General features: G+C 66.8%; 11 protein-coding genes. 6 read left to right on the forward strand and 5 right to left on the reverse strand.

Annotated features, from left to right (window positions below):
• The first annotated feature begins 38 nt into the window (after window positions 1-38).
• From QP512_RS06475 to agp, 3 genes are all read left to right on the forward strand, one after another.
• Window positions 39-1,598, forward strand: a complete 1,560-nt coding sequence (locus QP512_RS06475) for a serine hydrolase (RefSeq protein WP_286071407.1) — start codon at window positions 39-41, stop codon at window positions 1,596-1,598.
• Between the two features lie 156 nt (window positions 1,599-1,754).
• Window positions 1,755-3,587, forward strand: coding sequence for a multidrug efflux ABC transporter SmrA (gene smrA, locus QP512_RS06480; protein ID WP_286071408.1), 1,833 nt, complete (start codon window positions 1,755-1,757; stop codon window positions 3,585-3,587).
• A 119-nt stretch (window positions 3,588-3,706) separates the two neighbouring features.
• Entirely contained in the window at window positions 3,707-4,921 is a 1,215-nt protein-coding gene (agp, locus tag QP512_RS06485; RefSeq protein ID WP_286071409.1) for a bifunctional glucose-1-phosphatase/inositol phosphatase, read from the forward strand.
• Window positions 4,922-4,930: 9 nt separating this feature from the next.
• Here the strand turns inward: agp and QP512_RS06490 are convergent, their stop codons facing one another.
• Entirely contained in the window at window positions 4,931-5,929 is a 999-nt protein-coding gene (locus QP512_RS06490) for a polysaccharide lyase (RefSeq protein WP_286071410.1), read from the reverse strand.
• Window positions 5,930-6,072: 143 nt separating this feature from the next.
• Window positions 6,073-7,881 carry a DUF885 domain-containing protein gene (locus QP512_RS06495; protein WP_286071411.1) on the reverse strand — a complete coding sequence of 603 codons (1,809 nt, stop codon included), beginning with the start codon at window positions 7,879-7,881 and terminating at the stop codon, window positions 6,073-6,075.
• A 112-nt stretch (window positions 7,882-7,993) separates the two neighbouring features.
• Between QP512_RS06495 and QP512_RS06500 the strand changes: the two genes are divergently transcribed.
• Together QP512_RS06500 and QP512_RS06505 are read left to right on the forward strand one after the other, a co-directional pair.
• Window positions 7,994-8,350: a GFA family protein gene (locus QP512_RS06500; RefSeq protein WP_286071412.1), complete on the forward strand. Its 357-nt coding sequence runs from the start codon at window positions 7,994-7,996 to the stop codon at window positions 8,348-8,350.
• A 32-nt stretch (window positions 8,351-8,382) separates the two neighbouring features.
• Window positions 8,383-9,147 (forward strand): DUF4349 domain-containing protein, encoded by a 765-nt coding sequence (locus QP512_RS06505; RefSeq protein WP_286071413.1) that lies wholly within the window; start codon window positions 8,383-8,385, stop codon window positions 9,145-9,147.
• A gap of 79 nt (window positions 9,148-9,226) precedes the next feature.
• Here the strand turns inward: QP512_RS06505 and QP512_RS06510 are convergent, their stop codons facing one another.
• Both QP512_RS06510 and QP512_RS06515 read right to left on the reverse strand, forming a co-directional pair.
• Window positions 9,227-9,520 carry a hypothetical protein gene (locus tag QP512_RS06510; protein WP_005408721.1) on the reverse strand — a complete coding sequence of 98 codons (294 nt, stop codon included), beginning with the start codon at window positions 9,518-9,520 and terminating at the stop codon, window positions 9,227-9,229.
• A gap of 68 nt (window positions 9,521-9,588) precedes the next feature.
• The gene (locus tag QP512_RS06515) at window positions 9,589-10,533 is read right to left on the reverse strand and encodes a LysR substrate-binding domain-containing protein (RefSeq protein ID WP_286071414.1); all 945 of its coding nucleotides are present in this window, start codon (window positions 10,531-10,533) and stop codon (window positions 9,589-9,591) included.
• Between the two features lie 115 nt (window positions 10,534-10,648).
• Here QP512_RS06515 and QP512_RS06520 point away from each other — a divergent pair, with 115 nt between their 5' ends.
• The gene (locus QP512_RS06520; RefSeq protein WP_286071415.1) at window positions 10,649-11,521 is read left to right on the forward strand and encodes a DMT family transporter; all 873 of its coding nucleotides are present in this window, start codon (window positions 10,649-10,651) and stop codon (window positions 11,519-11,521) included.
• Window positions 11,522-12,092: 571 nt separating this feature from the next.
• Here the strand turns inward: QP512_RS06520 and QP512_RS06525 are convergent.
• Window positions 12,093-12,995: a peptidylprolyl isomerase gene (locus QP512_RS06525; RefSeq protein WP_286071416.1), complete on the reverse strand. Its 903-nt coding sequence runs from the start codon at window positions 12,993-12,995 to the stop codon at window positions 12,093-12,095.
• Window positions 12,996-13,011: the final 16 nt, after the last annotated feature.

Genomic DNA, 13,011 nt, shown 5'->3' on the forward strand with positions numbered 1-13,011 from the left:
TGCACACGGCCGCTACCCCCGTTCGGAGATCGTGCTGGATGAAAACCTGGATTGGAGGAGCCGTGCTGCTGGCATGCACGACCATGGCGAGCGCGGCGACGCCGGCGCAGCTGCAGGACCTGGATGCGACCGTCGAGCGCGTGCGCGCACAGTTCGACGTGCCCGGCATCGCCGTGGCCGTGGTCAAGGACGGCCAGGTGGTGCTGGAGCGTGGCTGGGGCGTGCGTGAACAGGGCCGGCCGGACCCGGTGCAGGCCGACACCCTGTTCGCCATCGCGTCCAACACCAAGGCCTTCACCGCCACCTCGCTGAACCTGCTGGCCGAGGACGGCAAGCTGAAGATGGACGACAAGGTGATCGACCACCTGCCGTCGTTCCGCATGTCCGACCCCTTCGTGACCGGGCAGATGACGATCCGTGACCTGCTCTCGCACCGCAGCGGGCTGAGCTTGGGCGCCGGCGACCTGCTGTTCTGGCCGACCACCTCCTACAGCAATGCCGAAGTGGTGGAGCGGTTGGGCAGAGTGCCGCTGAAGGGCGGTTTCCGTGAAAGCTATGCGTACGACAACATCCTGTACGCGGTCGCCCAGCAGGTGATCGAGCATGTCTCTGGCATGAGCTACCAGCAGTTCCTGCAGACCCGCATCTTCGACAAGGTGGGCATGGCCGGCACGCGCTACAACGCCGATCACCTGAAGCCCGGCGACAAGGCCGCGGTCGGCCACGCCAAGTACGATTTCAAGGACCTGCGCACCGTTGCGCCGCTGACCTGGTCGAACAACGCCGGCGCCGGTGGCATCTATTCCAGCGCGCATGACATGGCGCGCTGGATGAAGGTGCAGCTGGCCGAAGGCAAACTGGCCGATGGCACGCCGCTGTTCAGCGAAAAGAGCCAGCAGCAAATGTGGCGGATGATCACGCCGCAGTCGATCCCGGCGCCAAGCGTGCCGGAACTGGCACCGGCGCGAGCCAATTTCGCCGGCTATGGCGAAGGCTGGAGCCTGAGCGATTACCGTGGGCAGAAGCTGGTCTGGCACACCGGTGGCTGGCCGGGCATGGTCTCGAGGCTGACCCTGGTGCCGGGCGAGAAGCTGGGCGTGGTGGTGCTGACCAACCAGGAAGTGGGCGCGGCGTTCAACGCGATCACCCTGAGCGTTCTCGATGCCTACCTGGGCGGCGAGAAGCACGACTGGGTGGATGCCTATGCCAAGGCCGTGGCCAAGGGCCAGGACAAGGCCGATGAAGCCTGGGCCAAGCACCAGGCCGCGCGTGACAAGCGCAGCACGCCGTCGCTGGCGCTGGCCGGTTACACCGGCACGTTCCGCGACCGCTGGTATGGCGACATGCAGGTCAGCAGCGAGGGCAAAGGCCTGCGCCTGCGCTTTGCGAAGACCGCGCAGCTGAGTGGGCGCCTGGAGCACTGGCAGCACGACACCTTCATCGTGCGCTGGGATGATCGTTCGCTCAACGCCGATGCGTTCGTGAACTTCAGCCTGGACCCGGACGGCAAGGTGCGCGAGGTGCGCATGCAGCCGATCTCCGACCTGACCGATTTCAGTTTCGATTTCCAGGACCTGCTGTTCACTCCGGCAACGTAAGGGGTAGTGCCGGCCGCTGGCCGGCATCCTCGCGATGTTTGCGGCGATCATGGGATTGCCGGCCAGCGGCCGGCATTACCGGCGCCGCGGCATCGTCGGCCGGCGTACACATGCGGCGTGGGATACTCCGCCGGCTAATGTTGGCGAGGGAATGCAATGTTCCGTTGGTTTGAATCCCTGATTCCGGTGTTCCCGCCCGTGGACGGGCGCATGCCACCACGCAGGGTGCTGCCGTTCTACCTGCACTACCTGCGCCCGGTATGGTCGGTGCTGCTGGCCACGCTCATCGCCGGGCTGCTGCTGGCGCTGGTGGAAGTGGCAATGTTCGATTACCTGGGCCGCATCGTCGACATGGTCGCCGAGCAGCCGGGCGCCGACTTCTTCAAGCGCCACGCCAATGAACTGGGCTGGATGCTGTTCATCACGGTCATCGCGCGGCCGATCCTGGTCGGCCTGCATAACCTGCTGGTCAACCAGGCCATCGTGCCCGGCCTGAGCAACCGCTCGCGCTGGCTGATGCACAACTACGTGGTGCGGCAGAGCCTGAGTTTCTTCCAGAACGATTTCGCCGGCAGCGTCGCCAACCGGGTGATGCAGACCGGTACCTCGCTGCGCGAATCAGCCGTGCAGATGGTCGATTCGCTCTGGTACATCGTCGTCTACACCGGCACCGCGCTGTACCTGTTCGCGCAGGCCGACTGGCGCCTGATGGTGCCGCTGATCCTGTGGCTGCTGGCCTACGCGGTGATCCTGGCCTACTTCGTGCCGCGCGCGAAGCAGCGGGCATGGATCGCCTCGGAGGCACGTTCCAAGGCCATGGGCCGCATCGTCGATGGCTACACCAACATCCCGACGTTGAAGCTGTTCGCCCACGGTGGCCGCGAGCAGGCCTACGTGGCCGAGTCGATCCAGGAGCTGGCGGTCAAGCACCGCGCGCAGACCCGCATCACCACCGGCATGGACCTGACCATCGCCATCGTCAACGGCTTCCTGATCGCCGGTACCTGCGGGCTGGCGCTGTGGCTGTGGAATGGCGGGCACATCACCGTGGGCGCGATCACCCTGGCCACTGGCCTGGTGATCCGCATCCACAACATGTCCGGCTGGATCATGTGGACCATCAACGGCATCTTCGAGGACATCGGCACGGTGCAGGATGGCATCACGACCATCGCCCAGCCGCTGACCGTGCAGGACCGCGACGATGCGGTGCCGCTGCGGGTGACCCGCGGCAGCGTGCACTTCCAGGACATCCATTTCCACTACGGCAAGAAGGGCGGCGTGATCGCCGGCCTGGATCTGCTGGTCAAGCCGGGCGAGAAGATCGGCCTGGTCGGTCCTTCCGGTGCGGGCAAGTCGACCCTGGTGAACGTGCTGCTGCGCCTGTACGACCTGGAAAGCGGCCGCATCCTGATCGACGACCAGGACATTGCCTACGTTACGCAGGAAAGCCTGCGCCAGCAGATCGGCGTGGTCACCCAGGACACCTCGCTGCTGCATCGCTCGATCCGCGACAACCTGCTGTACGGCCGCCCGGATGCCAGCGACGAGCAACTGCACGCGGCCGTGGCCAAGGCGCGTGCGGCCAGCTTCATCGACACACTGGTGGACGGGCAGGGCCGGCGCGGCTACGACGCGCATGTCGGCGAGCGTGGCGTGAAGCTGTCCGGTGGGCAGCGCCAGCGCATCGCCATTGCCCGCGTACTGCTGAAGGACGCACCAATCCTGGTGCTGGACGAAGCGACCTCGGCGCTGGATTCGGAAGTGGAAGCGGCCATCCAGGACAGCCTGGACGAACTGATGGGCGGCAAGACGGTGATCGCCATCGCGCACCGGCTGTCGACCATCGCGCGCATGGACCGGCTGGTGGTGATGGATCAGGGCCGCATCGTCGAGACCGGCACCCATGCGGAACTGATTGCGGCTGGTGGCCTGTACGCGCGCTTGTGGGCGCGGCAGACCGGTGGTTTTGTCGCGGCCGACCAATGATCGCTGTGGGGTCAGCGCCCTCGCTGCGAGAGGGATCCGACCCCGGTCCTGTATCCCTTGGGGTCGGATCCCTTTCCTAAGGAAAGGGCTCTGACCCCTGCGTGCTTCTGGAGACCTGAATGATCTGCCCCCTACGTTCTCTGCTGCTGGTGCTCGCGCTGGGCATGAGCACTGCAACCGCGACGGCCGCAGATGAACAGCTGCAGCAGGTCGTCCTGCTCAGCCGCCACAACCTGCGCGCGCCGGTGGTGGCATCGGGCGCGCTCGCCAATGCGACGCCCGAGACGTGGCCGCGCTGGGACGTGGGTGCAGGCGAGCTGACCACCAAGGGCGGTGTGCTGGAGCTCTACGTGGGCCGCTACATGGGCCAGTGGCTGCGGCAGGCGCAGCTGCTACCGGCAACAGGCTGCCCGCAGCCGGGCGACTTCCACGCGCACGCCAACAGCCTGCAGCGTACCCAGGCCACCGCAGAGTTCTTCGTTGCCGGTGCCTTCCCGGGTTGCCATGTTGCGATCGAGCAGCGCATGGCGCTGGGCACGATGGATCCCTTGTTCAATCCGGTGATCCATAACGGAGACACGGCCTTCCGCAAGCGCGCGCTGTTGGCAATGCAGCAAGCGCTGGCCGCATCGGATCTGGCGCCAGCAACGTCCGTGCTGGAGCAGATCACCCGATACCCGCAGTCGGCGGCGTGTACCGGCCGCAGCGACTGCCATCTGGTTCTGTCCGACACCACGTTCAGTGCGGAACCGGGCAACGAGCCTCGCGCTTCGGGTTCACTGGCGCTGGCCAGCGGACTGGTCGATGCGCTGCTGATGGAGCACTACCAGGGAAGTGGCATTCCGCGCGAAGGCTGGGGCCGCTTGAACAACGAGGCGCAATGGAAGGCGCTGGCGCAGATCCGCAACCGCTACCAGGACATCCTGTTCGGAACGCCCGAGGTCGCGCGGGATGTGGCCGGACCGCTGCTGGCACGCGTGGATGTGCTGTTGAACGATCAGGCGTCGCCGAAGGTGAGCCTGCTGGTCGGTCACGATTCCAATATCGGTTCGTTGCTGGCGGCGTTGGCAATCAGCGACTACAGCCTGCCGGGGCAGTACGAGAAGACGCCGATCGGCGGCCTGCTGCAGTTCGAGCGCTGGCGTGACCGCCACAGCGGCGTGGAACGGATTCGCCTCGCCTATGTCTACCCGACCACCGCACAGCTGCGTAACGCACAGCCGCTCACCGAGGCGCAGCCGCCGGGCCGCGTCGCGTTGCGGCTGCCGGGCTGCGCCGCGCGGGGCTGCACCGTCGCGCAATTCCAGCGCCTGCTGCACCCGGCGGCCCGCTGAGGTGCGCCGCTAGCGCAGGGGCGTTCGCACGATGCCGTGCGTGGCCATCAGGGTCAGGTCGCCGCCCAGCCGTGGCGAGTGGAACGGCCCGTGTGCGTGTGCAGCTTCGAACAGGCCGCCATCGGGCGAGCGCAGCCGATAGAACTCGACCCAGCCGCTGGCCTTCAGTGGCAGCTGTGTGACACCGGTGCGTTCGTTGAACCACGCGGGGTCGTTGCTGCCTTCGATCACCCGGCGTGCCAGGCGGTCGATGGCGTGATCCCGGCTGGCATACCAGTCCTGTCCGCGCAGCCGCGCCAGCTCAGCCATCATCACCAGCGGCGCCAATGCGTAATCGTGGTAGTGCAGGGCGCGTTGCCCGCGCGCCATTTCCAGCGGCAGGCTGCCATCGTCCTGGATGTCATCGATGCCCTTCTGGAAGGCCGCGTGGCCGGCCTGCCACAGGGTCTGGTCATCGGTGGCCAGGCCGGTGGCCAGCACGCCCAAGCCGCCCCAGTAGTAGTGGTTGTTGCGCCGCCGCTTCGGGGTGTCCCAGTAGCTCAGATTGGCGCGCGCCAGCTGCTGCAGCCACGGATCGATGCGCGCGCGCTGCTGCGGGTCGGCCTGGTCATGCACCTTCAGGTAGGCCATGGCCACTGCATCGAGCATCCATTGCCGCATGTAGAACGACTGGTCGTTGTTGACCCGGATCATCTGCCCGAGCATCGCGCCGTCCTTCGCCCAGGCGCTGAGCCAAGCCAACGTGCACTGCGCAGCGGCACGATCACCGTCCCGCAGGTAGTCGTCGCTCATGCGTGCCACGTCGGCGGCATAGCGGTCCAGTGGCGCGGTGGCATCGTGGTTCTGCTGGCGCAGTGTCGGGTCGATCACCGACCCGGCCTTGTCGGTGTAGTAGCCCAGGGCACGGATGTCCGGCTGGCCAGCGGGTGGCGGAGGGCAGGCAGCAAAGGCACAGGCACTGGCCAGCAGCGCGGGTAGCAATGCAAGACGGAACAGGGGGAGAGACATGGACGCCGGTTGAAGGGGGAACCCGGCGAACGATGCGCCCGGGCATGTTGCGAGTGCGTGATGCAGTCGCACCTCCCACCACCGCATGTAGAAACGGCCCGGGTCTCCCCGGGCCGTTCCGTTTCCATCTCACACCCAACCAATCATTCGATCGGTTGGTCCAGCATCAGCTGGCGTGCGAAGCGCACCGGAGGTGCGCCGTAGGACAGTACCTGGTCGTGGTAGGCCTTCAGGTTGAACTTGTCGCCCAGCTTCTCCTGTACCGCCTTGCGGGTGTCGAAGTGTTCCTGCGCACCGACGAAGTAGGTCGGCAGCTGCGCCGACGTCAGCTGTGCGCGCACCCACTTGCCGGCTGCTTCGCTTTCCTGCTGGAACGCGTCGTGGGTCATCAGGTGCATCGCCTTTTCGCGATCCCAGTTGTCCACGTGCACGCCCTGGTCGAGGATCGCGTTGGAGATCGTGCGCAGGTAGAACTTCAGCTGCACCAGGTGGAACAGTGGGTCGTTGTTGAGGTAACCCTGCTCCTGCATCATGCGCTCGGTGTAGACCGCCCAGCCTTCGGCAAACAGGCCCGAACGCAGCACCGCACGCAGGGTGGAGGGGAACTTGGCCGAATGCCAGCCTTCCAGGTAGTGGCCCGGGGTGCCTTCGTGGATGCTGAGCAGGTGGATCATGCGCGAGTTGTATTCACGCAGGAACGAGTCGACCTGCTTCTCGTTCCAGTCGTCCGGAATTGGCGACACGGCGTAGAAGGTCTTCAGGTTCTTGTCCAGCGGGCCCGGCGAATCGCAGTAAGCCACAGCCACGCCACGCTGGAATTCCGGCATCAGGATGATGTCCACCGGTGCGTCGGGCAGGGTCACCAGGTCGTGCTCGCGGACGAAGGCGGTGGACTGCTCCAGCGCGGCCTTGGCATCGTCGACTACCTTGTCGCGTGCCGGCTTGTCGGCGTAGGCCAGTTCCAGTGCGGCCTCGATCGCCTTCTGCTGCTGCTCGTCGGTCGGCTGGGCCGGCATCTCCGGCGCGCCCGGCTTGTCCTTCAGCACGGTCTGCGCGATGCCGTACATGTCCTCGCGCACGCGCTTGAGCTCGGCACGTGCACGCTCACCGATCTCCTGGCGCGACAGCGAGGAGCTCAGCGCGAACTTCAACTTCTGGTCGTACTTTTCCGCGCCGATGCGGAAGTCGCCCTTGGCGTTCGGCACCAGGGTCTTGTCCAGCCAGGTCTGCTGCTCGTCCACCGCCTTCTTCAGGCCGTCGATGGCGGCCTGCAGGCGCTGCTGGTCGGCCTGCGGCAGTTCGCCGATGTGCGGGGTGATGAAGGTATCGACGATGCTGAGGATGCCCTTGTTCTGCTTGGCCACCGTCTCGGCATGGATCTTCGGCACGCGTGCCGGGTCCAGGTTCTCACGGGCCTGGGCGAAGATCGCCGGCAGCTTTTCCATGCGCGCGGTGGCCGACTTCAGGCGCTCCGGCAGCGGTGCGAATTCGCGCGCCATCAGGCCGTAGATCGCGCTGCCGGCGATGCCGTTGTACAGCTGCGGGTCCCACTTGCCGGACTGCAGCACTTCGGCGTTCCAGATTTCCGACTGCAGCTGGTTGCGCAGGATTGCCGCGTCCACCTGGTTCTCGCGGCCCAGCTTGGCCACCTCGATCTTGTCCAGCTCGCCCAGCAGCGCCTTGTAGGCGGCCACGGTCTTCTGCTGGCCGGCGGCGCTCAGGTCGTCCAGTTCGCTGTCGTAGCGGTGGTCGCCGATCTGGGTGGCGCTGACCGGCGACAGCTGCATCCAGGTATCCAGGGCGCGCTTGGACAGATCGGCGAAGGCGGCATCGACCGCCGCGTCACCGGCCTGCTGGCTGGAGGCCGGGGTGGAGGCGTTGGTCGGGGCGTCGGCTGGCTGGCAACCGGCGAGGGCGGCGACCAGGGCGAGGGCAAGAAGATGCGGGCGCATCGGCGTTCCTGTACGGGGTCAAACCCCGAGCATAGGGCCCCGGGGCTGCTTTGTCCCCGTGCCATAGGATTACCATGGGTGCAGACACGGACCCTCCAACGGAGCGCAGGACATGGACTACCAGGGAAGCTGCCATTGCGGCAGGATCGCATTCACCGTACAGGCGCAGGCGCCGATCAGCGATGTCATCGACTGCAACTGCTCGATGTGCCGGCGCCGAGGCAGCCTGCTGTGGTTTGCCCCGCGCGAGGCGTTCCAGCTGATCACCGATCCGGCGGATGTGGCCACCTACCATTTCAACAAGGCCCACATCGACCATCACCATTGCCGTGAGTGCGGCATTGCCCCCTACAGCGAAGCGGTGGACCCGCGCACGGGCACGCCGATGGTGGCGGTGAACGTGCGCTGCGTACCGCAGGTGGATCTGGCCGGTCTTTCGGTGACCTCCTACGACGGAGCCGCACTGTGAGGCCGGTGTGCGCGTGGACGCGCAGGGCCGCGATGCCGGTGCTGCTGCTGGCGCTGGCAGCATGCGGACAGCATGGCGACGTCGCGGCCGATGCCGGAGGCGGTGCCGAAGCCGCGGTCGCTTCGCCGGAAGGTGCGTTCCTGGCCTACGAGCATGACGTGCAGATACAGCTGGACGCTGCGCAGATCGCACCACGCATCCAGCAGGTGGCGCAGGCCTGCCAAAGCGCGAAGTTCGGCGATTGTGCGGTGCTGCAGGTTGATCAGCGCAGTGGCGAGCAGCCCAGCGGCGAGGTCAAGGTCCGCATTGCACCGAAGGGCACCGAGCCGTTGATCACCATGGCGGGTGAAGGCGGCAAGCTGCAATCGCGCAGCACGCGCGCCGAAGACCTCGCACAGCAGGTGGCCGACACCGCATTGACCAAGGCGCGGCTGGAGAAGGAACACGCGCGGCTGCTGTCCTACCAGGACCGCAAGGACCTGAAAATTGAAGACCTGATGGCGATCACCACGCGCCTTTCTGAGATCGAAGCCGGTGTCGAGCAGGCCAACAAGGATTCGGCGCAGCAGCGCCGGCGCATCGATACCCAGCTGGTGACGCTGCACTTCGGCACCACCTCCGGGCAGCGCAGTCGCAGTGAGATCGGTGAAGCACTGAGCGAATCGGGCAGCATCCTCAGCACCAGCATCGCGTTCCTGATCCGCGCGGCGGCCGCATTGCTGCCGGTCGCGGTACTGGCGTTGATCGCAGGATGGGGGGTGCGGGCGTGGTGGCGTCGTCGACGTCGCAAGGCGTGATCGAACGATGCGCCGGCCGGTCGTGGACCGGCGTTACGGGGCAGGTGGAAGGTAGCGCCGGGCCACGGCCGGCGAAGCCTCACCCCTCGTCGGTCTCGTACTCGACGAACACATCCAGCTCCAGTGCGAGTTCCTGCACCGCATCGCGCACTTTCTGCGCGGTGCTTTCGTTGCCGACTTCCACTTCCAGTTCGTGGATGCCGGGGCCGATGTCATCGGACAGTCCGGCCGAACTGGAATCGTCGTCGTCCATGTGCGGCATCAGGTCGTCGGTTTCCTCGACATGCTCGATGCCCTCCAGGCCGAGCAGCAGGTCGCTGATGGCGCGGGCGTCGTCTTCGGTTCCGGTGATGCGCAGTCGCAGCATGGCCATGGCGTAGGTACGTTGTGGGGTTGCCTGCAGCCTAGCCAGCGTGAAGCAAAGAGCGGGTGAGGGCGCAGTCAGCCGCGCGTGGCCGAGCGTCCCAGCAAGCTGTCCGGCAGCGCGGGGATGGGCGTGCGCTCGTCCTGCGCCTGCTCCAGCAGCCAGTCGATGAACAGGCGTGCTGCGGGGCTTGGCGGTTGTCCTTCGGCATGCACCACGTGATAGGCGTAGCGCGCCTTCAGCGCGGGGCCGGGCAATCGCACCACTTCGTAGCGCTGCAGGTAGGGCTGGGCGATGTGGGTGCGCGCCAGCACCGCGCCCATGCCGTACACCGCCGCGCGCATCGCATCGGTGCTGTCGGCAAAGGTGTGCATCGGTGGCAGCGGCGACGGTGGGCGCACGCCGGCGTGGCGGAACCAGTCTCGCCAGCCCTGTGGTGACAGATCGGTCAGCAGCGGCAACCCGGCGATGCGCGCCGGATCGACCAGTGTTTCGACCCCGGGCAATGCCGGCGAGGCCACCGGGAACAGGTAGTCGTCCATCAGGTGCTGTGCACGCAGGCCCGGCCACTGGCCCTGGCCGTAGCGGATGCCGACCTCCGGCCCGTTGTCGTCATAGCGATCCAGGCCGCTGCCGGTGTGCAGCTCGATGCGGATGTGCGGATGGGCCTGGGTGAAGCGGGGCAGTCGCGGCAGCAGCCAGCAGTAGGATAGCGAACGCAGCGTGGTGATCCGCAGCGGGACGCTGTCGGCATCCGGCTGCAGGTGATGGGCGACCGCCGCGACATCTGTGAAGGCGGCGCTGGCGGCGTCGGCCAACTGCCGGCCCTCGGCGGTCAGGCGCACGCCGCGGGCATGGCGCAGGAACAGCCGGGTCTCCAGTACCTCTTCCAGGCGCCGCACATGGTGGCTGACCGCGCTGGCGGTCAGGTGCAGTTCCTGCGCGGCCTGGGCGAAGTTCTGGTGGCGCGCGGCGACCGCGAACACGGCCAGTGCGGGGAGCAGGGAAGGGCGTAGCTGCATGTCGAGCCTCAAACCATATTTGTGGCTGGCAGCGATACTACGCGCTTGTGCGGCAGGCGTCTGCGCCCGATCCTGTCCGCCTTGGCGAGGAAGAGACGATGGACGGAGGCAAAGCATGAATGCGGTCCCACAGGCGGCCGAGCGCGACTGGCGCACGCCGCTGGAATTGACCCTGCTGGGCGCCATCTGGGGCTGCTCGTTCCTGTTCATGCGGGTGGCGGTGCCCTCGTTCGGTCCGTTCGCGCTGGTGGAGGTCCGGTTGGTGCTGGGCGCGCTGGTCCTGCTGCCGTTCCTGTGGCGCGCCCGCGCGCAGTTCCCGCCGCGGCGCTGGCTGTGGCTGGCGCCGATCGGGCTGATCAATTCGGCGCTGCCGTTCGTGCTGTTTGCCTATGCGGCGGAGCAGGCGCCGGCGGCGATCGGCGCGATCTGCAATGCGATGACCGTGCTGTTCGCCGCGCTGATCGCCTTCCTGTTCTTCGGCGAGAAGATCGGCATGCGCCGCGCCGGCGCCTTGCTGGTTGGTTTCGCCGGCGTGGTGGTGCTGGCCACCGCCAAGGTTTCCGGCCTGAGCATCGGTACCGCGGTGATCGCCGGCGCTGCGGCGTCGTTGCTGTACGGGCTGGGCGTGAACCTGGTGAAGCGCCACATGACCGGTCTGCCGTCAGCGGCGGCGGCGGCAGCCACGCTGTCGTGTGCCTCGCTGTGGATGCTGCCGATGGCGGTGAGCCACTGGCCGCAGGCAGCGATTCCGCTCAAGGCCTGGGGCGCGGCGATCGCGCTGGGCGTGGCCTGCACCGGCCTGGCCTTCTTGATGTTCTACCGCCTTATCGGTCGCATCGGCCCGTCACGCGCCTCGACGGTGACCTACCTGATTCCGCTGTTCGGCGCCGCGTTTGCGTGGATGTTCCTGGGCGAGGCGGTGACGGTGCAGATGCTGATTGCCGGTGCGTTGATTCTGGGTAGCGTGGCGGTGAGTCAGAAGGGCTGAGGCGTTTTTGCACGTGGCGCGTGCTGAAGGTGCGTCACTGTTCATGGGCGTTACTTTTCTTTGTACGCAAAGAAAAGTAACCAAAAGAAACGTTCCGCCGACCGCGAGCCGGTGCTGCGCACCGGTACCCCGCGCTGCTCGGCCCGTCGAGGGACGGCACGGGAACTCGCTGCGCTCAAACACCCGCGCCTCTTCGCCCTCGTCGGACCTGCGGTGCTCGGCTCGCTCAAGGCGGATCCAAGATCAAGGGCAGAAGCGGTCGCTTCGCTCGCCGGGCCCGGCCCGGCACTACCAAACATCGTCGTGCAGCTGTGGCTCTTGATCTTGGATCCGCCTTGAGCGAGCCGAGCATCGCAGGGGAATCAGGGGCGAAGAGGTGCCGATGTCTGAGCGCAGCGAGTTCGGCACCGTCCCCTGATTCACCGAGAAGCGGAGGGGACCGACGTGCGAAGCACGGCGGCTCGCGACCTGGCGGCGCGTTTCTTTTGGTTACTTTTCTTTTCGCGCGAAAAGAAAAGTGACGCCCATGAACAATGAAGCGCCTTCAGCACGTGCCACGCGCAGGAAACCATCAGCGCACCGGCACCGGAATATTGCAGAGATCGATATGCCCCGCCGGGCGCTTGTAGAAATCATCCATGCGGTTGCGTCGCGCCTCCACCGTCTCGGCGAACGTCTTCGAATCGGTGCGCAGCACCTGGATCGGTGTGCGCTCGGCCACCGGCACATCGCTGACGCGGCGGATCGACACGATCGGCGTGCGCAGCGTCGGGTCGGTGTAGAAGCCCATCGGTGCCGGGCCGCGCGGGATCGCGCTGAGCAGCTCCATGCCCTTCAGCACGCGACCGACCAGGGTGATGTTGCGGTCCAGCTGGCGCGGCGACTGGCCGGTCACTACGTACAGTTCGGCACCGATGCTGCTGTCTTCCTCGTTGCTGCGGCCGGCGCCGAGCATGCCGTAGCAGTGCGTCAGCCAGGCCTTGCCGGCCTGCGGGTCCTGGCCGACCGGGAAGCCGTCGACGAAACCGGTCTGTGCCGCCCAGCCGTCGCGATCCGGCAGCACGCTCACCTTCAGGCCGGCGCTGGCACGTTCGAACTCGGCCGGCAGCTTGCGCGCCGCACTGCCGAACGGCTTGGCCTTGGCCGCGTCATCGGCGTCGGCATCGCCGAACTGCACCACGAAGTTGTCCTGCGAGCGGTAGATGCTGGTGCCGTCCCAGAAGTGCTCATGCGCGAAGGTCTGGATGTTGGCCACGTGCCGCGGGGCGAACTGCGGCGCCAGCTCGATGATCACCCGCCCGGCGGGCAGATCCATGTAGAGCAGGTTGGCCGGGTCCGGGGTGCGCCAGTCGCTGGCGGCCGAGGCGTCGAGGATCTGCTGCGGGCTGCGGTACGGGGTGGCGGCGCTGGCCAGCGAAGGCAGCAGGCAGGCCAGTGCGAGGGCGGTCAGGGCAAGGCGACGACGGTGCGGCATGGGATCCCCGGAACAT

The sequence above is a fragment of the Stenotrophomonas sp. 57 genome (genome assembly GCF_030291075.1).
Lineage (GTDB): Bacteria > Pseudomonadota > Gammaproteobacteria > Xanthomonadales > Xanthomonadaceae > Stenotrophomonas.